The following is a 23,086-nucleotide window of genomic DNA, read 5'->3' on the forward strand; positions in this document are numbered from 1 at the left end:
GCTGTTGTTCGCTTAACAATTAGACAATAAACCGCTGTACAGGCGGTGACTGTGTAACAGTCTGTCAGAGTTTTAACACAGTTTATGATAAGTCTGGATGGCTTTCAGTGTGCTGCGTTGCGTCAGGCCAGTGTTATATGCCAAGGTAGTTCACGAAAAAATCGTGTGATAAAAATTTGATGGAGGAATCTATGTATTCCAAATTACTGGGTGCCGGCCTGATTACCGGTTTAATGAGTGCAACTGCCTTTGCCGAACCTCCCATTCAACCGGATGATACCCTGGAAAGCTTGTCGAAAGCCAAAGTGGTAACCACGGTCAATGGTCAGCCGGGTTCATTGCAGGATATCGTGGCCAGCGGTCAGGTGCGCATTGTCTCTGAAGCCAATCCGCAAGTGGTTCAGCCGATGCCGACCAATCCGCAGCTGGATGTGATTCCGGCAGATGCACCCGCCCAGGCGCCAGGCCATGATGCCCCGGCACAAGCGGTTGCACCCGATGCATCAGCGCTGACCTCACAACCGGTACCGGCCGGCCAGTCAACCGATCCGCTGGCACAGGGCGCGCAGCCTATTACTGAACCACCCGTAGCAGAGTTAACTGCACCTACCGCGGAAGCCGCCCAGAATGCAGCACCCATGATGGACTCCTCAGCTGAAGCGCCGGTGAATGGTATAGAAGCCGAAACCGATGTTACCCAGGAAGCCTTAGCCGCTGCACCAGAAGCAGCACCAATGGCAGACCCTGCTATTCAGGCCGCACCTGAAGCTGGCGCCGAGCAAATGCAAGCGCCTGTTCAAGCCTTACCTGAAGCCCCAAGCCTGAATGAAGCCAATTAAAGACCTGTTTTAGGCTTTTATCCTCCAAAAAAACCAGAGCTATGCTCTGGTTTTTTTATTGCAGTTGCGTTGAGACCACGCCGTTGCATCAGATCTGGATTTGACTGCCCAGCTCCACAACCCGGTTGGTCGGAATCTGGTAGAAGTCACTGACCGGACTGGTATTGCGCTGCATCGAAATAAACAGCTTTTCCCGCCACGGTGCCATGCCTTCGCCGACTGTGCTGATAATGCGTTCACGTGAAATAAAGAAGCTCATTTGCATCATGTCGAATTCAAAGCCCAATTCATCATAGGCCTGCTTTAACGCGCGCGGAATATTCGGCTGATCTTTAAAACCGTAATAGATAAAAATCCGGTAAAAACGTTCATCTAGCCGTTCAATCTTCACCCGCTCTTCTTGCGGCACATACGGAATATCGCGCGTCACCACCGTCACCATAATATTGCGCTCATGCAACACCTTATTGTGCTTGATGTTATGCAGCATCGCATGTGGCACGATATTCGGCGTACCAGTCAAGAATACCGCTTCGCCCGGCACAAATTTGGTGTCATTGCCCATGCTGATACTTTTAATAAACAGCTCAATCGGCAAGGCATCTTTTTCCAGATGATGAATCAGCAAGGCACGGCCATCTTTCCAGGTCATCAGGAGGGTAAATACAATGGCACCAATTAAAATTGGTACCCAGCCACCGGCGACAATTTTCAGTGAGGTTGAACCGACAAAAATCAGATCCAGAATTGAAAAAGGCAGTGCAAACAGCAGCACTTTCCACACCGGCCAACGCCAGAAACCATAGGCCAGAATGGAAATTAAAATGGTGCCGCAGAGCATGGTCATGGTCACCGCTACGCCATAGGCACTGGCCAGATTGGCACTGTTTTCAAACAGCAGAATCAGAATCACCACCGATACAAACAGTACCCAGTTAATGAACGGCAGATAAATCTGGCCCTGTTCCACTTCTGAGGTATGTTTGACCGATAAACGCGGCAAATAACGCAGCTGAATAGCCTGATTGACCATCGAAAATACGCCAGTAATCACCGCCTGTGAGGCAATCACCGCCGCAGCCGTGGCCAGCGCAATCATCGGATACAGACCCCAGTCCGGCACCAGCAGATAGAAAGGATTGGTAATCGCGTCCGGATCACGCAGCAACAAGGCGCCCTGTCCGGCGTAATTCAATAACAGACATGGCAGCACAATCACAAACCAGGCCATCCGGATCGGCAAGCGGCCAAAATGCCCCATATCGGCATAAATCGCTTCACCACCGGTCATGGTCAAAATGACTGCGCCCATGGTTAAAAAGGCCACATAAGGCTGTTCCAGCACAAAGTTAATGGCCCAGTGCGGACTAACCATCGCCAGCACATATGGCGTCTGGATAATACTCCACAGCCCCACCCCACCAATCGACAGGAACCAGAGCAGGGTCAACGGCCCAAAGAAGGTGCCCATGATGCCGGTACCATGACGCTGCACCAGAAACAGTCCGGCCAGAATCCCGATAGATAAGGGAATCAGCCACTGGTTAAACATCGGGGTGGCAATACTCAGCCCTTCAATCGCCGACAGCACCGAAATGGCCGGGGTAATAATCCCATCACCAAAAAACAGCGATGCACCAATAAAGCCCAGTGCAATCAGGTAGATTTTCTTCTGTTCAGAAATACGGGTGGTACGCAGGTTTAAGGCCAGCAGCGACATGATTCCGCCTTCACCGTTGTTGTCTGCGCGCATGATGATGGTGACGTATTTAAAGCTGATGGTCAGCATCATGCACCAGAAGATCAGCGATAAAATCCCCAGAACACTGCCTTCAGAAATGGCCAGATGTGCGGTCAGGAAACATTGACGCAAGGCATAGAGTGGACTCGTTCCAATGTCACCAAAAACTACGCCCAGTGCCGCGAGGGTAATCACAGGCAGGGCGGCTTTTTTTGCAGTACTTTGCATAGAATGTCTTCATGGATAGACCGTATTTTTGCGCATAATAGCACCAGCCCAAAAGTTTTTCCGCAAATCAATTGTTTCAGCTTGGCAGAGTGACTTTTTTTGGGTATTATCCACGGCCTATGGTGAGGTGTCCGAGTGGCTGAAGGAGCACGCCTGGAAAGTGTGTATACGTTGACGCGTATCGAGGGTTCGAATCCCTCTCTCACCGCCAAATATCATTCCCACGATGTCTTATGGGATCTTAAAAGACTTAAACCACAAGGGTTTAGGTCTTTTTTTTGTCTTATGCTATCTCACAACATCTATTGAAATCCTGTTCCAGTTGGGGGTATAACTGGGGGTACATATTTATACCCCCAATTTTTATACCCCCAATTTCTGCGGAACTTCAAAATGCTTACAGATGCAAAAGTACGAAAGCTTAAACCCCTAGAAAAAAAAGCTCGTTATTCCGATGAGAAAGGTATGTACTTAGAAGTCACACCATCGGGCGGTATGTATTGGCGAATGAAGTTCCGCTTTAACGGTAAAGAAAATATTTTCAGCATCGGTACCTATCCTGAAACCTCACTGGCTCAAGCAAGAAGAATTCGAGACGAAGCTCGGTTAAAGTTAAAAGATGGGATTAATCCCAACGAAGCGAAGAAGCAAAAGAAACAACAAGCTGCTGAAAATACGCTTTTCAAAGCACTTGCTATGGAATGGATGGAAGACCGTAAAGCTGTTATTAAAGAAAATACCTATTTACGTGATTTATCCGTATTTGAAAAAGACCTTTTCCCAGATTTAGGCAATATGCCTATTGATCAAATCAAAGGTAAAGATGTGCTTGCCTGTGCCAAAAAAATCGAAGAACGTGGCGCACAGGAAATGGCTAAACGCTCCATACCTTTAGCAGGTCGTATTTTCCGTTTTGCGATTCGTAAGGGTCTCATCGAGAATGATCCGACACCTCATCTTCATGAGGCTTTAAAACCTCGTAAAGTGAAGCATATGGCACGTTTGGATATTTCTGAGTTCCCACCCTTCCTTGAGCGAATGGACCGCTATCATGGCAATCCAATGATTAAAACAGCCATTCAACTAATGACGCTGACTTTTGTACGCACAGCTGAACTCAGAATGATGGAGTGGAATGAGATTGATTTTGATAATCATTTATGGCGAATACCTGCTGAGAAAATGAAAATGGCTCAGCCTCACATTGTTCCATTATCCAAACAGGCAATTGAACTCATTGAAGGATTACGGCCTCTCACCGGCAATAAGCAGTACGTTTTCTATAACCATAGCACGGCAAAGCCCATGAGTAGCAATGCACTCCTCTGTGTGATCCGTACGATGGGCTATAACGGTAAAATGACTGGTCATGGATTCCGTGGACTTGCATCAACGACACTTCATGAGCAGGGCTATATGCATGATGCAATTGAAATTCAGTTAGCACATCGAGTTGGTAATGCCGTATCTCAAGCTTATAACCATGCTCAACACTTAGAATATCGAATCAAGATGATGCAAGAATGGTCTGATTTTATTGATAGTTTGAGAAATAAAATTGTGCCTTTTCCGAAGCAAAAGATAGGGTAAATAGTCTATGCAATAGGCTAAATTTTGGGCTATTTTGCAACGATGATATTTTTCTCTTCAAAACTTCTAAAAGTTTCTATGGTAGGCTTTTTAGGGTAAGCGGATTAAATGGTTGATCTTACCTTTGCATGAGAGTGAGGCAAACCGGCATCTCATCGGATTATCTGGTTGGCACTCCAACCTACTGCTGATGCATGCTTCCCTCGCTAATTCCAGCAAGAACCCCACACGCCTTAACTTCCCGGTCATCGTTGCAACGCGCTCTTAGTGAAACGAGTTGTTTCTCAAGCGCCTGTAGAGCGGTTATCTGCGAGCGCACATGAGAGATGTGATCATCGAGCAAGGCATTGACAGCGGTACAGGACTGATGAGGGTCGTCCTGATAGCGCTTTAGTTCGTGAATTTCTGCCAGTGACAGATCCAGGATGCGGCAGCGACGAATAAAGGCCAGCCGCTCAACGTGTTTCTCGGTATAGACACGGTAACCGTTCTCCTGCCGACCAGGCGGCGGCAACAAGCCCTGCCGTTCGTAGAAGCGGATCGTCTGTGTATCTACCCCTACTGACTGTGCCAACTGACCAATACGCATCGGGTTCCTCCGCAACGGATTCTCTACGCTATTGACATTATAGCTACTATATAGTTTTAAATGAAAACCCGATCACATTCAAGTGGAGTCATATCATGAGTAAAAACTGCGGAGGCCCCTGTGGCGACCATGCAAGGCCTGCGGCGGATATCGATATGCAGGCCTCCTCCGAGGCGCCAGGGAGATGGGTCAGTGTTTATGCCGTGCCGAAGATGGACTGTCCATCAGAAGAGCGCATGATTCGCCTGGCCCTGAACGGCGTTGAGGGGATTCGGGCACTGTCCTTCGACTTGTCGAACCGCCGGTTGAAGGTCGTGCATGACGGCGAGGCTGAGCCCATTACCGCGAAACTGGCGACCTTGGGGCTAGGCGCCTCGCTTCAGGAAACCGTCATTGCCGACCCAGAGACGATCAAGGCCGCTGAGAGCTCGGCAGTCTCTGCTACGCAGGAGTCAGGCACTCTGCGCGTGTTGCTCGGTATCAATGCGATCATGTTCGTGGTGGAAATGACTGCTGGCCTGATCGCCCAGTCTACCGGCCTGATCGCTGATTCCCTGGATATGTTTGCCGATGCAGCCGTCTATGGTCTGGCTCTCTATGCCGTAGGGCGCAGTGCGAAAATGCAGGTACGTGCCGCGCATCTGGCAGGGGTACTGCAACTGATTTTGGCTATCGGCGTACTCGTCGAGGTGGTGCGACGCTTTGTTTTCGGTAGTGAGCCTGAATCGCTGATGATGATGGCGATCGCCTTCGTCGCATTGATTGCCAATACCAGTTGTCTGCTGCTCATATCCAAACATCGGGAGGGCGGAGCGCACATGAAGGCAAGCTGGATATTCTCGGCCAACGACGTGGTGATCAACCTGGGGGTCATCACCGCCGGCGCTCTGGTCGCGTGGACCGGGTCCAATTATCCGGATCTGATTATCGGCACCATCGTGGGGGTAATTGTACTTAACGGTGCTAGACGCATTTTGGCGTTGAAGGGTTAAATAATGCTCATTATTGGCAAAAAGCTCTCGCCGTATGCCCTATTGTCCATATCGGGCCTGCTGGCAGCGTCTGATCAGGCCGTAAAATGGCTGGTGCAACAATCAATGGCATATGGCGAGTCTATTTCAGTGACCTCATTCTTTAACTGGGTACACGTATGGAATACCGGTGCCGCATTCAGTCTTTTTGCGAATGGTGGAGGCTGGCAGCGCTACTTTTTTATCGGAATCGCGGTAGTGGTCTCGATTTTTCTGATCAAGCTGATCCTTGAAAATCGTCATAAAGGAGAAGCCATCGCTTACAGTCTTATCCTCGGTGGCGCCATGGGCAACCTGATTGACCGGGTCTTTCGCGGCTATGTTGTGGATTCCTTTGATTTCTATTGGCGAGACTGGCATTGGCCGGCCTTCAACCTGGCTGATATTGCAATTGTCCTCGGTGCCTTACTTTTAGTTTCCAGCAGCTTGTTGGGTAAAAAAGCAAACACCAATGCCGAGTCGGATGGATCTGACTGACACCTACGCCTATACAACACCATGACCGAACTTCCCGACAACATCCTTCACCTGCCGCAATACCAAGTACTGGGCTGCAAATCAACCGACGACGAAATGCACTTCCAGGTGGACGTGCCCGATCCCATCGCCTGCGAGGAATGCGGCGTGCAGGGTGAGTTCGTACGGTTCGGCAAGCGTGACGTTCCCTATCGTGATCTGCCCATCCACGGCAAGCGGGTCACTCTCTGGGTGGTCCGCCGCCGATACACCTGCCGGGCCTGCAAGACAACATTCAGGCCCCAGCTACCGGAGATGGTGGACGGATTCCGTATGACACTGCGGCTGCATGAGTACGTGGAGAAGGAATCCTTCAACCACCCCTACACCTTTGTGGCGGCACAGACCGGCCTGGACGAGAAGACGGTGCGCGACATCTTCAACGCCCGCGCCGAGTTGCTGGGGCGCTGGCACCGCTTCGAGACGCCCCGCATCCTGGGCATTGACGAGCTATACCTGAACAAGCGCTACCGCTGCATTCTGACCCAACATTGAGGAGCGAACCCTGCTCGACCTGCTGGCCACCCGCCGCCAGGACGTGGTGACCAACTACCTGATGAAGCTGAAAGACCGGCAGAAGGTCGAGATCGTCAGCATGGACATGTGGAACCCCTACCGGGCAGCGGTCAAGGCTGTGCTGCCCCAGGCCCGTATCGTGGTCGATAAGTTCCATGTGGTGCGCATGGCCAACGATGCCCTAGAGAGAGTGCGCAAGGACCTCAGAAAGGAGCTGAAACCGTCCCAGAGCCGGACTCTCAAGGGAGACCGGAAAATCCTGCTGAAACGCGCTCACGAAGTCTCAGACCGGGAGCGCCTCATCATGGAGACCTGGACAGGCGCGTTCCCGCAACTGCTGGCCGCCTACGAGCACAAGGAGCGCTTCTACGGCATCTGGGACGCCACCACACGGCTCCAGGCAGAAGCCGCCCTGGACGAGTGGATAGCTACCATCCCGAAGGGCCAAAAGGAAGTCTGGAGCGATCTGGTCAGGGCAGTGGGAAACTGGCGCGAAGAGACCATGACCTACTTCGAGACGGACATGCCCGTCACCAACGCTTACACGGAGTCCATCAACCGACTGGCCAAGGACAAGAACCGTGAAGGGCGCGGTTACTCCTTCGAGGTGATGCGGGCACGAATGCTCTACACCACGAAGCACAAGAAGAAGGCACCGACTGCGAAGGTCTCTCCTTTCTACAAGAAAACCATCGGTTACGGACTGCCGGACTTCGCAGAGGAACTCAACTACGGAGTCGATCTATCAACCATCTGAGGGTGGTATCAGATTGATGGGGTGAAGGTGCCCCATCAACCATTAAATCCGTATACCCTATTTTTTGACATATTAGATTTTTGATGTGGGGAAATATTACATTTGAGACTATTTAAAAATTTTATACATCTATAAAAACTATTGATGGCTACAAGCTGATCATTTTATTTAATGAGAATTATTATTATCTTTTTGTATCTTTACTGAGCAATATTCCTTGTTAAACAAAATAAATTCAATGATTTAGTGTTGTTTTTCTAGGTTCTTTATGGAATTGAAATAGTAAATGATAATAATTATCATTAGTTCTATCTTAACTACAAACTCCCTTGTACTTAAGATGTGTTTCAGGCCTAAAACATTTCGAAAAACAAATTAACTCTTTTGAAAGAGGATATTGACAGATGCATTCACTTGCTAATCGGTTGGCGTTACAACATTTCGTCAATGCATATACGCAAGAAACTGGCAAAGGTCACTTGCTTCATAAAAGTCAGCAATCTCTTCAACTACAGACGTTTAGCCAAGGTTTGACGCTGTTATCAATACCGATTACCTCTATTCAAGCACGTTGCTTTTTCCCTTTATCTTATGTGAGCTGTGTGGGGCGACATCGCTTAGCAGATCTTCCGCAAATTATCATCGATGAAAAAATTAAGGTATTTAGTCCTGTAGCAATTGTTGGGTTGTTGCTAGAAGAACTTGTTCAAGAAGCCGCTGTTCATCTAGATGCTGCTTCATTAGTTGAAAAATGGATTCAAAGTCGAGATGCGCTACAACAGTTTTTACAAAATCGTGAATATGAATTTGATGATTTAGTAAAAGCAGGGCAAAGCTTTATTGAAACAGAGCAAGCTTTGATTTTAGGGCATAGTATGCATCCCGCGCCAAAAAGTAGGACAGGCTTTGTTCATGAAGATTGGTTAAACTTTTCTCCTGAAAATAAAGGTAAGACTCAACTTCATTATTGGCTAGTGCACCAAGATTATATTGCAGAAGGTAGTGCGACTGATGAACCTATTTCAGCGCAATTAAAAACTGCGTTACAGTGGTATTTATCTGAAAGTGATCTCAATTTATTAAAGACACATGCGGAATATAAGTTACTTCCTTTACATCCATGGCAAGCGCGTTATTTACAGGGCAAAGCTTGGTTTGAACGATTAAAGCAAACAGGGCAACTGATTGATTTGGGCTTGCGTGGTTGGCAATTCTCTCCAACCACTTCCATACGCACATTAGCGAGCTTCAATGCACCTTGGATGATGAAGCCGTCACTTTCAGTGATGATTACCAATTCTATTCGAGTGAATTTGGCCAAAGAATGTCATCGTGGTGAATTGACACATCGTCTGTGGCATAGTGAGTTTGGGCAAAATATTCTTAAACAGTGTCCAAGTCTAAAAGCAGTCAATGATCCAGCTTGGATCGCTTTAAAAATCGATGATGAAGTGATCAATGAAAGTATTTGTATTTTCCGAGATCAACCATTCCATCCACAACAACAAGTCACTTGTATCGCATCTTTGTGCCAAGATCATCCGATCAAGCCTTTAAATCGTTTTAATGCCTTATTTGCAAAAATTGCGAAAGCCCATCCTGATGCTGAAGTTTCAGAGATTGCTTCAGATTGGTTTAATCGGTTCCTCGAAGTCAGTTTGCAGCCTTTGATGTATCTATACCATCGTTATGGTATGGCATTTGAGTCACATCAACAAAATGTATTATTAGAACTCGAAAACCATTTTCCTAAAACTTTATGGTTACGTGATAACCAAGGTTTTTATTATATTGAAGAATTTGCCACTGAAATTCTGCAAGCACTTCCTGAACTGAAAGAAAAAGCCTTTGCGGTAGGTCCGAAAGCTTTTGTTGATGAACGTTTTAGTTATTATTTCTTTGGCAATACTTTGTTCGGGATTATTAATGCCATCGGTGCAACAGGCTATATCACTGAAGATGAATTGTTAGCGCATCTAACTGGATTTTTAGAAGAGCAATTACAGCAATATCCTGAGAGTACCTTAATACAAGGACTACTGTTCAATTCAACGCTGCCTTATAAAGGCAACTTGCTGACACGTTTGCATGAATTAGACGAGTTGATCGCACCTGTAGAAAATCAATCTGTTTACGTGCAACTGCCAAATCCACTGCGTATTTCACAGAAGGATGTCAGTTATGCTTGATTTTATTGGAATTGGTCTAGGACCTTTTAATTTAAGTCTTGCTAGTTTGCTACAAAACAAAAGCTCACTCGATTACGTATTTTTTGAGCAAAAGGCGCAATTTGATTGGCATGCAGGTATGCAACTACCTAATACGGTATTACAAGTGCCATTTATGGCAGATTTAGTCTCGATGGTTGATCCAACCAGTCCATTTAGTTTTTTGAATTATCTGCGTCATCAGCAACGTTTGTATAAGTTTTACTTTTTAGAGCAGCCACATATTCCACGTTGTGAATACAACCACTATTGCCAATGGGTTGCAGAACAACTTGATTGTATCGAATACCAGTCGCAGGTTCTAAAGATTGAACCTCAAACGATAGGTTTTAAAGTAGTCGTTGAATCAAACGGTGTTCAGCAAAGTTATTTATGCCGTCATTTAGTGATTGGAAGTGGTAATGTGCCATATTTGCCTGAATGTTTGGCAAAGATTCAGAAAGTCCGTCCACAACAATGTCTGCATTCAGCACAGTATATGACGCATGCCGATACAGATTTACATGGCGATGTGGTCGTACTTGGTTCTGGACAATCTGCAGCTGAAGTGTTTATCGACTTATTTGATGAACAGCAAGATACTGTTAATCATCAGTTTGATTTGCATTGGTTTACTCGTTCTCAAGGTTTCTTCCCGATGGAGTATGCGCCATTAGGTTTGGAACATTTTAGTCCAGATTATGCACAGCATTTTTATGATTTGACTGCGCAGCAAAAGGAACAGCAGTTAAAGCAACAAGCCTTGTTATACAAGGGAATTAGTGCAAAAACCATTCGGGAAATTTATCAAAGACTTTATCACCGCAGTATTGCAGGTCAAAGCTTACAGACACATTTACATAGTCAATGTGATTTGAAAGATGCAGAAGCATTGGATACACAAAAAATCCGACTGCATTTCCAGCATCGTGCTACAGCTCAGTCTTTTCATCTCGACTGTGATTTTCTTGTAGCCGCGACGGGTTATTTCACACCTGATTTTGGTTTTATGCAGTTGCTCAAGCCATACATCGAGTTTGATCATAAACAGCGTTGGCAGATTACAGACGACTATCGTGTTGTACATCGGCTGAATGGTCATATTTTTGTTCAAAATCAGGAAATGCATAGTCATGGTGTCGGCACACCTGATTTAGGTCTTGGTGCTTATCGTGCAGCAAAGATCATTAATCAATTGCTTGCTGAGCCTCTTTATGAATTAGGCAATCAAGCGCAGACATTCCAACACTTTAATCTCTCTCAAAATCCAAAAATTTGTATGGCAGATGACAAAGCACAATCAAACGAGTGCCTTTGCGAAAATTCTCCCAATAAAAACCATTCAATTTTCAAGAAAACAGAACAGAACGTGATGACGGCGCATCCTAATCGTCGTGGTGCAAACACACATACACAAACTGCTTCTGTACATTCAACATATGAGAAACTGATATGAACTTTGCAACTTTAAAAATTAATCAGCAGCAATGGCGTGCCGCAGGACAACGTCTTATTGAAATGGCGATTGCAGAGTTTCTATACGAAGAAATTATTGAAGTTAAAGCATTGTCAGCAGGGCGTTATCGTTTAGATTTAGGCAATCGTCAGTATGAGTTTCAAGGAAATCAATATCTACTCGGACACTGGAATATTCAGGAAGCTTCGGTACGTGATGTGACTCATAGTCAGGAAAATGATCAACCTGCTTGGAACTTACATGAGTTTATTGTCGCAATGTCTGACAGTTCTAATGTTAAGCCATTTACCAAAGCGTATTTGATCAAAGAAATGAATAATACTTGGCTGGCAGAAGCACATTTGTTCAATGAAACACGTTTGCCAAGTATAGCGGTTTTGACAGAGCCACATTACAAAGTTGAAGGCATGCTACGTGGTCATCCTTGGCTCATCATGAGTAAAGGGCGTATGGGTTTTGGTTATGATGATTATTTAAGCGCTGCACCAGAGCTTTCACCTGAAGTTAAAGTGTTGTGGTTAGCCGTACATCGTGATTTAGCAGAGTATCGAAGTACTGAAGATTGGAGTGCCTGCGGTTTATATCAACATGAATTTGATGCCAATGAACTACAGCAGTTCATCAATATTCTCCAAGAAAAAAACCTAGATCCACAAAATTACTTTTTGATTCCCGTACATGCTTGGCAATGGCATCAATGGCTTGTTCCGACTTATGCCAATGAGATTGTGGATCAGAAAATTATTGAGTTAAATATCAGCCAAGATAGCTATGTGCCGATGCAATCAATCCGCACATTATGCAATACGTCAAACCTACAACGCCATTACATTAAGTTGCCTGTCAGTATTTTTAATACCGCTGTTTATCGTGGATTACCCTCAAAGCGTAATCTAGCAGCTCCAGCAGTGACCGCATGGTTAAAAAGAATTCATCAACAAGATCAAGACTTACAAAATACAGGTGTGATTTTCTTAGGTGAAGTTGCGACTTTAACTATCCATCAGCCGTGTTTTGACCGCATTGACGGTGCACCGTATCAATTTAAAGAGCTGTTCGGTTGTTTATGGCGTGAAAGTGTTGATCGTTATGTTGATCCATCTCATCAAGTGTTATCTCAAGCAGCATTGTTACACCGTGATATTTCAGGTCAATCGATCCTGAGCGTGTTGATCCAAGCATCAGGTTTAAGTCCTTTGGATTGGTTAGCACAATTTGCTCAAGTAAGCATGAGTCCATTATTACTTTGCTTATATCGTTATGGTTTAGCATTTTCACCACACGGTGAGAACACAATGTTGGTACATGAAAATGGTGTGCCGAAAGCCATGGTATTAAAAGATTTCATTGATGACATCAATTTAGTGGATGAGGATTTTCCTGAGTTAGCTCAGTTACCATCTGAAGCAGATTTATTACTCCGTCATGAAGCGACTGATCTAAGCCATTTTATTTTCACAGGTCTGTTCATGGTGCATTACCGCTATATCTGTAATGTGTTCTTGCAAGACTATCCTGAATATTCTGAGCTTGATTTCTGGCAGACCATTTCCAACACGATTGTTGAATTTAACCAAAAACACCCAGAACTGGCTGAACGTGCTGATAAATTCGCCATGCTGCGTCCAAGTTACACCAAAATTTGTTTAAACCGTGTACGTCTATTTACCACAAGTTATAACGATGAAGCAGAACGTCCTGTTCCTGTCTTCCTTGATCCTATTGCAAATCCAGTTAGCCCAGAAACATTGAAAACATGGGCAGAACAACCTCGCCAAGCAAAAGCGGGCTAATTTTATTCGTCATTTTATAGGTTCGATATGAAAACAATCTCTCAGCAATTACCAGATTATTTTGAATACTTTGAAGATGGTACACAGTACTACTTACGCCAAGTGCAATATCCTCAGGATATTCCTTTATTACATCAATGGATGCATGAGCCACATGTAATTCCTCAGTGGCAGTTAAATAAATCGGAACTAGAGTTACAAGTTTACTTCGACAAAATGTTAGCAGATGACCATCACCGCTTATTAATCGTCGGAATTGATGGCAAAGATGTGGGCTATACCGAAATTTATGAAGGTAAACGAGATCGTTTAGGCCGTTATTACGATGGTGATGACAATGATCTCGGTTGGCATCTCCTGTTTGGTGACAAATCTGTGTTTGGCAAAGGCTTCTTGCGACCAACCATTCGGTTACTCAGTTTTTACATTTTTGAACATTCGAAAGCTAAAAAAATTGTGGGTGAGCCAGATCATACCGTTAAACCTTATGCAGCAGTGGTGGCAGAACTTTGTTATGAAAGCCAACGGTTAATACCGATGCCTGAAAAAACAGCGATGTTGTACTACTGCTTCCGAGAAACTTTTTATCACAAGTTTGGGGAATATTACCAAACATCACAACAACAGCTAGCAGATCAGCCAGCCAAATTCCTGAGTGTTACATGAGCTTATATATCAATGAAATGCATATCTTAGACATGCGCTTTGCGGCGAATGTCTCTGTTGCAGAATTTGAACAATGGTTAGCACGGATTCAGCACTATTTCGAACATCAGCGAAATTTTGTGTTGATCATGCAAACCGATGCAAATACAGAATTTCCGGAGGAATATAGAGCAATCCAAGGCAAATGGTATAAGCAATATAAACAAGATTTTTACCAATATTGTTTGGGTTTTGCTCGTATTGCTCAAGATGAAGAAGATCGTATTCGATTGGATACACCAGCTCTGCACAAAGCTTGGCATGTTCCATATTTTGTGAGCGTAGATAAAGCTGAAGCCACACAATGGGCTTTGCAGAGGTATTTATGAATCAAAATTCATTAAATATTCAGAAAGTCTCAGCCTTGAGCCTGAGTGTCGTGGTGGTTTTATATCTCGCGCATGCCTTACCACTGTATTTTTATAATGTGGCCTTACCTGCGATTCTGCGTCATCAAGGCGTAGATTTACGTTGGATTGGCATGTTGTCGCTGCTCTATATTCCTTGGGCATTCAAGTTTTTTTGGGCACCACTAATTGATCGTTTTTATTTCAAAAAACTCGGTAAACGTAAAACTTGGCTTTTGTTTACGCAAATAGCTTTGGTGTTGGGGGTCGTTGCTTTGGCACTTACCCAATTCGATTACGGTCTTGGTGTATTTGTTATTGTCGGTTTATGGATTTCAACTTTTGCTGCAACTCAAGATATCGCAATTGATGGCTATACGGTCGAAACCTTTTCAGAATCTGAGTATCGACTAGGCAGTATGGCGCAAAGTATAGGTGTTGCGCTTGGCAGTATGGTTGGTGGAGCAGCAACTTTATGGCTGTATGAGCTTTATGGTTGGCAAACTGCACTGATTTCCTTAGCCGCTATGACAGCATTGACGATGTTGGCTATTTTCCAGATTAAAGAAAAATCAAATGTAGAGAAAATCTCAAAACAGCCGCCAAGTCTGATCCGTGCATTTAAACGTCCAGAAATGTTATGGGCATTAGCCTTGATCGTATGTTATCGAATTGTCGAAGCACCGGCTATGGCGATGCTGAATCCGATGCTGATTGATCAGAAATGGTCGTTGTCACAAATCGGCGTGCTGATGTCTGTAATAGGTGCAGGGATTGGATTATTAGCCGCTGTTTCAGCTGCATTTTTATTAAAAAAAATAGCCGCAACACAATTGCTGATCTGGGCTGGTTGGGCACGCAGTTTGGTTTACGCCTTGTTGGGTGTTGCAGTTTTACTCAGTTGGTTGAATCAATGGCATTTACTTCTTGGTGGCTTTGTCATTGTCATTCTTGCCATCCGCTATATCGCAATGACAGCCTTATATGCACATTTCATGCAGACCAGCTCCAAAGAACAAGCTGGTACTGATTTTACGATTTTAGTTTGCTTCGAACTATTGGTTTATTTTATTGGCGGTGCAGTCTCAGGTTTCTTAGCCAAAGCATTTGGTTATGGAAACTTCTATCTCATTCTCGCAGTTTCATCTGTTTTAAGCGTGTTGCTTAGTCAACTGCTTATTCGCAAAGCAAAACAAACGCAACAACTCATCTAGGGGTCATTTATGAAAGTTCGTTCACTTTCGACATCATTAACACTGCTCAGCTTGGCGATCAGTACGCAACTTTATGCTCAAAATGTCGAGCAGACTTCAACCGTAAATCAACTGGCACCGATTGTTATGACAGCAACTCGCTCAGCTCAAAGTATCGCTGAGATTGCGGGAACTGTTTACAGTATTAGCCAAGAAGACATTGCAAAACAAGCTGCTGCTGGTAAAAGTACCGCAGATATTTTAGGACTGTTGGTTCCATCTTTAACACCAAGTTCAGGTACGACCAGTAACTATGGGATGACCATGCGTGGTCGTACAGTGCAATATATGATTGATGGTGTTCCGCAAACGGGCTCACGCGATAGTTCACGCCAATTAAATAGCATTAGCCCAGACATGATCGAACGTGTTGAAGTCGTGTCAGGTGCAAGTAGTATTTATGGTGCAGGTGCTACAGGTGGGATCATCAATATCATCACCAAAAGAGGTTCGGGTGATGGTGTAAATTTTGAAACCAAACTCGGCGTTACTTCAGGTGATAATTTCAAAAGTGATGCTTTAGCTTATGAAGCGTTTCAGTCTGCATCATTTAACCAAGGGGATTGGAGTGGTTTTATAGGTGCTAGCTATACACAACGCGGTGAAATTCAAGATAGTCGAGGTGATCGTGTAGGTCCAGAAGTTGCACAAACAGATCGTCAAGATACTGAAACTGTAGATGTGAATGGTCGTTTAAGCTGGCAGTTGGCAGATAAGCAAAAATTAAGTATCGGTGCGCAATACTATAACGATGAGCAGGACAGTGAATATGGCGCTGATTATGGTCCAGGCTTATCTGTTTTACTTCTAGGGGCAAAACCTAGTCAAAAAGCTGTAAAAGGTTTAGAGCTTGATACTCAACCACGTACTAAGCGCAGTGCAGTAAATGCACAATATGAAAATCAGGATTTTCTTGGTCAGACTTTAAATGCAGAGGCGTATTATCGTACTGAAAAAGGGCGATTCTTCCCAAGTGCAAATGCTTTAGCACATGCATCCATTCCAGGTGGAAGAACATTTATTGTTACCCAATCAGAAACAGATATTGATGTTTTTGGTGCTCGTTTAGCACTTCAAAGTAAACTCAATCTGGCAGAACGTGCATTAAATCTAACTTATGGTGTGGATTACGATAAGGAAAATGGCAAACAAACAGCACAACTTTATGATCTAAATACTTTTATCAGTAGTAATGGTCTAAAGTTTAAGCCCCTAAATAATTATGCTTTTGGTCCTGAGGTAGATACTGAAAAGCTTGGTTTCTTCTTACAAAGTCAATTTGAAGCAACTGATCGCTTAAATCTACAAGCAGGTATTCGTCATGAGCGCATCGATAGTGATGTTAAAGACTCAGTTCCATATTCTGAAGCAATGGTTGCCGATTTCGTTCCAACATACCAAGCTAAAACCTTAAAAGGTGGTTCAGTTAAGCATGATGCAACACTCTTTAATGTAGGCGCACTTTATCATTTAACTGATGCACAACAGGTGTTTGCAAATTTCTCGCAAGGTGCAAATTTACCTGATGTACAACGTATGCTAAGAGATGTCCCTGCAAACTTTGTCGTAAGTAACCAAACAATTGATCCAATCAAAGTAAATAGTTTTGAGCTGGGCTGGCGTCTACAAGATGATGCGTTAAGCACAGGGATCACTGCGTTCTATAACAAATCTGATAAGTCATTGAAATTTGGTCCTCCAAGTTTTGCAATTGAAGTTATTGATACAGATGAACGCGTGTATGGTATTGAAGGTAATGTCAAATATACCGTTTCAGATGATTGGAATGTAGGTGGGACTTTAGCTTATACACGTGGTCAGTTCAAAAACTCAAATGGTAAATGGCAAGAGTTAGATGCAATTCGTGTAGCACCTTTGAAAGCAACGGTTTATTCAGACTGGCAATTCAATGATGGTTTAGGTTTACGAGTACAAGCTTTGGCTATTGATGGTACGGATGAAGCACGTAAAGATGCGATTGCGAATGGTAGTACTCGTCCTCCAGCAGAAATCAAAGGTTTTGCAGTGATGGATGTGATTGCCAATGCAAAAGCAGGTCCAGGAACTTTAGGTTTTGGTGTATATAACGTGTGGAATACGGACTATAAGTCTGTTTATAGCCAAGCAGTTTCAACGGTTTACGGCGATATTTCGAGCTTGGCTGCTCAAGGTCGTACCTATGGTTTGAGCTACACTCTCAAGTACTAATCTTATCCAGAAGGCATCTTTTAGATGCCTTTTCTTTTGATGAATACTACCTATGCAACAAAATTTTAAATTATTGGCTTGGGCAACTCTAGCCAACGGTACTTGTTTTTCAATGATTTTACCTTTACTTGCCCCATTAATTCGTGAGCTTGGCTTAACAGAAGTACAGGGCGGAGTAATTGTTTCAGCGGGTGCAATTTGTATGGCGATTGCATCTATTCTGATTGCCAGAGGGGAAAAAATACAGACTCCTTATCAATTAATGAATTATGGTTTCTGGGGCATGACCATTACTTGGGCTATATTTACAGCGATTCTTTATTGGGGAATACAACAAACATTACCCGTAATGATAGTTTTTGCTTTGTTGGTGATTAGTCGAGCAAGTACTGGTGGTTTTATGGCTATGCCACAAATAGGTCTACAAAGTTATGTCATGCAACATGTCACAGAGGAACAACAACGCAGTCAAAAAATGGCAATGTATGGTGCGATGAATAGTTTAGGTATGATCGTCGGCCCATTTCTAACTTCAGTGTTATTGTTCGGTGGAATTTTATTGCCAATGTGGATTGCAGTTATTTTATTGGTGATTTTTAGTTTGATTATCACAATGTATTTTAAACATGATGAGGGTAAACAAAACACAATATTGGATCAAAAACAGCCTGTAAAAATAGAGCATTCATTTTCATTAAAACCAGCTATTCCTTGGCTTATTTTAGGATTTACTACCTATATGGCTATCGTGACGCTCAATATGACGGCAGGTTTTTATATTCAAGACCATTTTCATTTAAGCTCACAACAAAGTGCGATTTATTTTTCCCAATGTATGCTCATTGTTGGTTTTAGCTTAGTGATTACTCAGATCCTGATTGTAAAAGTACTTCATTTAAAACTGAAAGCTTTGGTATTGGTGGGTACGTTTAGCATGGTTATTGGACTCATCCTATCTTTAAGTGCAATCCATATTTGGATGTTTCAAATAAGTTATTTATTTTATGGGGTCGGAGTGGCAAGCCTTTTGCCTGCATTTACCACAGGGGCGGCTCAATCTGTTACGCAAGCTGCTCAAGTCAAAATGGCAAGTATTTGTACAGCTACTCAAGCGATTGGTCTCATTGTGGCGCCTTTACTGAGCACTTTTCTATATCAGTTCGGCATTCACTTACCTTTTTATTTACTCTTAATATTGATGGTCACAGTGGCGGTCTACTTGTTGATCATATCCTATTCAAATCAGAATACGATGATAAGCAATAAGGTTAACTCCTAAATCAAATATGCTTGAAAGACAGAGAATATTAAATTTTTATGATTGCAGTCTCGTAAGGCTTTGTTGCACAAACCTAGCATAGACGGCTTCTTCAGCAATATAATTTTCAAATGAAGAAGCCTACACACAAAATCTACCGCACAACCAATTGGCCCGCATATAACAGAGCTCTCATTAATCGTGGGAATATTGCTATTTGGTTCGATCCAAACACTCAGTGGTATGCACAATCACAAGGCAAGCAAGGTCGAAGTCAAACTTACTCAGACACCGCTATTCAATGCTGTTTAATGATCAAATCTTTATTCAGACTCTCTCTACGCATGGTCACAGTTTTTGTTCAAAGCCTGATTAAACTATGTGGATTAAGTTGGACAGCGCCAGATTACAGTACGCTTTGTCGAAGACAAAAACATATTGATATTGCGATTAGCTATCAAAAAAATAGTGATGGGTTACATCTACTTGTAGACTCAACTGGCTTGAAGTTTCTAGGTGAAGGTGAATGGAAACGTAGGAAACATGGACCTGAATATCATCGCCAATGGCGTAAGCTACATATTGGTATCGATGCTGAAACCCTGCAAATACGTGCAGTACAGCTTACTACAAATAATGTGAGCGATTCGCAAGTACTCGGTGATTTACTTAATCAGATTCCACAAGATGAGCAGATTGACTCTGTTTATACCGATGGAGCTTATGACACCAAGCAATGCCGTCAGGTCATTGCAGATCGGCAAGCACATGCGGTGATTCCACCTAGAAAAAATGCGAAACCATGGAAAGATACAAAGAGTAGCTCGCTAGAGCGAAATGAATTACTTCGAACAATTAAACGTTTAGGTAGGACACTATGGAAAAAATGGTCAGGCTATCATCGCCGAAGTTTGGTTGAGACTAAAATGCACTGCATCAAATTATTAGGAGATAAACTCAGTGCAAGGAGCTTTGATAGCCAAGTCAATGAGGTTCATGCACGTGTAGCAGTCCTCAACAGATTTACGGAATTAGGTCGACCACTTACCCAAGTTACGCCTTAAATTTGGCTCAATTAGGGGCGCTTTGCCTTTCAAATCTTTGTGCAACAAAGCCCTTGGGCATCAATTTGCATTCTCTTTCCCCCCTCTCCCTCTCTAAAATTACCCACCACTCAACATATCAAAAATCACCCGTGCAAATATGCTGGCCTTCGCCGGATCAGAAAGTAACTGCATCATCTGTTCCTGATGGGCGGCACTGCTACCAAGAATGGCATCATCCATCGCTTTCGGGAAATCACCCAGCATGGCTTGTTCACGGGTATTGTTGGCAATCTGCTTCATCACAATCTCATTTTCCGCCAACTTGTCACGTACCGTATAGGCATAGTTCAGCATGTCTTTATCGGTTAGGTTATCAGTGATAAAGACATCATTCAGACGCTCTATAATCTGTGACAGGAACTCTTCTTTCTTATCGCGTGGCTTGGCTGCACCGAGGTCATTGCCGGGTTCTAGCTTAAAATCTTCGGCATCTTCTTTCAGCTTGATGTCCTGCTGACGGATCTTGGACAAGCGGTAATGGCTCATGCTGACATTACTTAAGTCCACCTCATCATCTTTCGTTGCGGTTTCACGCAGCAATGGACGCAGGTTACGCGCATACAGACTAAGTTTTTCCAGTTCTTTATCATCGTAGTCCACGATCTGTGACATAAACTCGTAAAAACGGGTAAAACTTCCCAAGTCTTTTTTAAAGATTTCCAGCTTGTCTTTTTCAAGCTTGGCCTCTTTAAAGGCATTGTCGGCATTAGCAATCAGCACCGCATCATTGGTTTTCTTGCAGCGTTCCAGCATGTCACGGGTGGTGTTATAGGCTTCGATGGCCTGACTATAACGTTTCTGCCAGCGTTCAACCGCGGGTTTGCAGATATTACTAATCGCAGCATTGGATTTGTTCTTGGTAAAAAAGGCTTCTACAAACTGTTCAACTTCCGTCCACAGAAAAATCTTGGTAGCTTTCAGCTTTTCAAACAGGTCAAAGATCTGATCTGGATTGGAAACATCGGCCAGTTCAGCGGTTTGGTAATACGGTTGGAAGGCCGCCAGGATATCTTCAGGATCGTTAAAGAAGTCCAAGACAAAGGTGCCAGATTCCGCCTTGCCCGGATAGGTGCGGTTCAGGCGTGACAGGGTTTGTACGCACTCAACACCACCCAGCTTTTTGTCTACGTACATGGCACACAGTTTCGGTTGGTCAAAGCCAGTCTGGAACTTGTTAGCCACCAGCATCACCTGATAGTCATCACTGTCAAAGGCCTTGCGCATTTCCCGACCTTTCAGCCCGGGGTTCATGTTGCGTTCATTAAAGGTCTGCCCGACTAAACCACTGCTGTCGGTATCCTTGTCATTAAACTCAACCTCACCCGAGAATGCGACCATAGCCTGAATGGACTTATAGCCCTGATCCGTCACGTATTTATCAAAAGCGAGCTTGTAACGCACCGCTTCTTTACGTGAACTGGTCACCACCATGGCTTTGGCCTGTCCACCCAATAAGCCCATCACGTTATTTTTGAAATGCTCGACAATGACTTTCACTTTCTGAGAAATGTTGTGGTCATGCAGGCGCACCCACTGATTCAGTCTGATCTTGGCTTTTTTGGCATCGACCTGTTTGTCGGCTTCTTCAATTTTCTGTTTGAGTTTATACACCACTTTATAGTTGGTATAGTTTTTCAGCACATCCAGAATAAAGCCTTCTTCAATGGCTTGGCGCATGGAGTAAACATGGAAGGCTTCCGGCTTGTTCTGCTTGGATGGCGGTAGCTCAGGATTGGGTACACGGCCAAACAGTTGCAGGGTTTTGTCTTTCGGTGTCGCGGTAAAGGCATAGTAGCTGAGGTTATTACTGCCCTTACGTGCAGCCACCACCGCATCCAGAATATCTTCCGAAGACAGTTCAGCATCCTCTTCGCGCTCTTCCAGCATCAACACTTCTTTGAGTTGTCGTGCCGTAGAGCCGCTTTGTGAAGAATGCGCTTCATCGGCAATCACCGCATAACGTCGCTGTTTCAGATTGGTACTGTTTTCAATCGCACGCAACACAAAGGGGAAAGTCTGAATGGTCACAATGATAATCGGCTGTGATGTTTCCAGTGCCTTGGCCAGTTTTTCCGACTTGGAGCCATCACCCTCTTTGTTATTGATGCGTCCGACCACGCCATCGGCATGTTCAAACTGATAGATGGTGTCCTGTAGCTGGGCATCCAGAATGGTACGATCAGTGACCACAATCACCGAATCAAACAGTTTCTGATTGTGTTGATCGTACAGGGTCGACAGCTGATGTGCTGTCCAGGCAATTGAGTTGGACTTGCCTGAACCTGCACTGTGCTGAATCAGATATTTCTGTCCAGTGCCCTCCTCTAAGGCGGCATTGATCAGTTTGGTGACCACATTCCACTGGTGGTAACGTGGGAAGATCAGCAGTTCTTTTTTGTACTTGCGGCCTTCCCAGTCTTCTTTTTCTTCAATTTGCAGATGGACAAAACGTCCAATGATATTCAGCAAATTGTCTGGGGTGAGAACTTCATTCCACAGATAGGCGGTGGCGTACTGATTCTGGTCTTCCGGCACATCATTGCCTGCACCACCTTCCGCTGTACCCTTGTTGAACGGCAGGAAGAAGGTGTCTTCTCCGGCCAATTGGGTCGCCATATAGACTTCATACTGACTGACGGCAAAGTGTACCAATGCGCCACGCTTAAACATCAGCAAGGGTTCAGGCTTGTTGGTTTCTGGATCTTTCGGCAAGCGGGTGCGTTTGTACTGCAACATGGCATTCTGCACCGCTTGTTTAAACTCGGACTTGAGTTCCAGTGTTGCCACAGGAAAGCCGTTGATAAACAATACCAAGTCAATACGCCATTTCTTGGCCTGTTTGCCCATGTCCTGTAACTCGGCAGCCGTAGCATACGGGCTATAGACCAACTCTGGCACAATGCGGCAGATGTTCTTTTTGTAATT

Annotated in this window: 16 protein-coding genes, 1 tRNA gene and 1 pseudogene; 15 read left to right on the forward strand and 3 right to left on the reverse strand. The window is 44.3% G+C overall.

Going from position 1 to position 23,086, the window contains the following annotated elements:
• Positions 1-191 precede the first annotated feature (191 nt).
• Positions 192-839: a hypothetical protein gene (locus F905_RS10690; protein WP_005180615.1), complete on the forward strand. Its 648-nt coding sequence runs from the start codon at positions 192-194 to the stop codon at positions 837-839.
• An 88-nt stretch (positions 840-927) separates the two neighbouring features.
• Here F905_RS10690 and F905_RS10695 read toward each other — a convergent pair whose 3' ends face one another.
• The gene (locus tag F905_RS10695; protein ID WP_005180617.1) at positions 928-2,808 is read right to left on the reverse strand and encodes a potassium transporter Kup; all 1,881 of its coding nucleotides are present in this window, start codon (positions 2,806-2,808) and stop codon (positions 928-930) included.
• A 121-nt stretch (positions 2,809-2,929) separates the two neighbouring features.
• Here F905_RS10695 and F905_RS10700 point away from each other — a divergent pair.
• Positions 2,930-3,019, forward strand: a tRNA-Ser gene (locus F905_RS10700).
• A gap of 182 nt (positions 3,020-3,201) precedes the next feature.
• Positions 3,202-4,398, forward strand: coding sequence for a tyrosine-type recombinase/integrase (locus tag F905_RS10705; protein ID WP_004964802.1), 1,197 nt, complete (start codon positions 3,202-3,204; stop codon positions 4,396-4,398).
• 181 nt (positions 4,399-4,579) lie between these two features.
• Here the strand turns inward: F905_RS10705 and cadR are convergent, their stop codons facing one another.
• Complete coding sequence (gene cadR, locus F905_RS10710; protein WP_001219642.1) at positions 4,580-4,987, reverse strand: Cd(II)/Pb(II)-responsive transcriptional regulator; 408 nt, start codon at positions 4,985-4,987, stop codon at positions 4,580-4,582.
• A 95-nt stretch (positions 4,988-5,082) separates the two neighbouring features.
• On the opposite strand from cadR, the gene F905_RS10715 reads away from it, so the two are divergent.
• From F905_RS10715 to F905_RS10770, 12 genes and pseudogenes are all read left to right on the forward strand, one after another.
• Positions 5,083-5,979, forward strand: coding sequence for a cation efflux transmembrane domain-containing protein (locus tag F905_RS10715; RefSeq protein WP_004964805.1), 897 nt, complete (start codon positions 5,083-5,085; stop codon positions 5,977-5,979).
• A 3-nt stretch (positions 5,980-5,982) separates the two neighbouring features.
• Positions 5,983-6,495: a signal peptidase II gene (lspA, locus tag F905_RS10720; RefSeq protein WP_000905420.1), complete on the forward strand. Its 513-nt coding sequence runs from the start codon at positions 5,983-5,985 to the stop codon at positions 6,493-6,495.
• A gap of 21 nt (positions 6,496-6,516) precedes the next feature.
• Positions 6,517-7,807, forward strand: a pseudogene (locus tag F905_RS10725) (ISL3-like element ISPpu12 family transposase).
• A 404-nt stretch (positions 7,808-8,211) separates the two neighbouring features.
• Positions 8,212-9,996 carry an acinetoferrin biosynthesis protein AcbA gene (gene acbA, locus F905_RS10730; RefSeq protein WP_004781124.1) on the forward strand — a complete coding sequence of 595 codons (1,785 nt, stop codon included), beginning with the start codon at positions 8,212-8,214 and terminating at the stop codon, positions 9,994-9,996.
• Entirely contained in the window at positions 9,989-11,470 is a 1,482-nt protein-coding gene (acbB, locus tag F905_RS10735) for an acinetoferrin biosynthesis monooxygenase AcbB (RefSeq protein WP_004781126.1), read from the forward strand. Before acbA ends, acbB begins: the two co-directional genes overlap by 8 nt.
• The gene (gene acbC / locus F905_RS10740; RefSeq protein ID WP_004781127.1) at positions 11,467-13,284 is read left to right on the forward strand and encodes an acinetoferrin biosynthesis protein AcbC; all 1,818 of its coding nucleotides are present in this window, start codon (positions 11,467-11,469) and stop codon (positions 13,282-13,284) included. Before acbB ends, acbC begins: the two co-directional genes overlap by 4 nt.
• Positions 13,285-13,311: 27 nt before the next feature.
• Positions 13,312-13,950, forward strand: a complete 639-nt coding sequence (gene acbD, locus F905_RS10745) for an acinetoferrin biosynthesis acetyltransferase AcbD (RefSeq protein ID WP_004639035.1) — start codon at positions 13,312-13,314, stop codon at positions 13,948-13,950.
• Positions 13,947-14,318, forward strand: coding sequence for a protein ActB (gene actB / locus F905_RS10750; RefSeq protein ID WP_004281762.1), 372 nt, complete (start codon positions 13,947-13,949; stop codon positions 14,316-14,318). Before acbD ends, actB begins: the two co-directional genes overlap by 4 nt.
• On the forward strand, positions 14,315-15,550 hold the full coding sequence (locus F905_RS10755; protein ID WP_004683789.1) for an MFS transporter: 1,236 nt from the start codon (positions 14,315-14,317) through the stop codon (positions 15,548-15,550). Before actB ends, F905_RS10755 begins: the two co-directional genes overlap by 4 nt.
• Positions 15,551-15,559: 9 nt before the next feature.
• Positions 15,560-17,797 (forward strand): TonB-dependent receptor, encoded by a 2,238-nt coding sequence (locus F905_RS10760; protein ID WP_004954509.1) that lies wholly within the window; start codon positions 15,560-15,562, stop codon positions 17,795-17,797.
• Positions 17,798-17,849: 52 nt separating this feature from the next.
• The gene (gene actD, locus F905_RS10765; protein ID WP_005180623.1) at positions 17,850-19,076 is read left to right on the forward strand and encodes a putative acinetoferrin export transporter ActD; all 1,227 of its coding nucleotides are present in this window, start codon (positions 17,850-17,852) and stop codon (positions 19,074-19,076) included.
• Positions 19,077-19,186: 110 nt separating this feature from the next.
• Entirely contained in the window at positions 19,187-20,119 is a 933-nt protein-coding gene (locus tag F905_RS10770) for an IS5 family transposase (RefSeq protein WP_034598011.1), read from the forward strand.
• A 99-nt stretch (positions 20,120-20,218) separates the two neighbouring features.
• Here F905_RS10770 and F905_RS10775 read toward each other — a convergent pair.
• Positions 20,219-23,086 (reverse strand): type I restriction endonuclease subunit R (locus F905_RS10775; protein WP_005180626.1); only part of this gene is annotated, 2,868 nt, incomplete at its 5' end.

Source organism: Acinetobacter sp. CIP 53.82 (assembly GCF_000369465.1).
In the GTDB taxonomy this organism is placed as follows: Bacteria; Pseudomonadota; Gammaproteobacteria; order Pseudomonadales; family Moraxellaceae; genus Acinetobacter; species Acinetobacter indicus.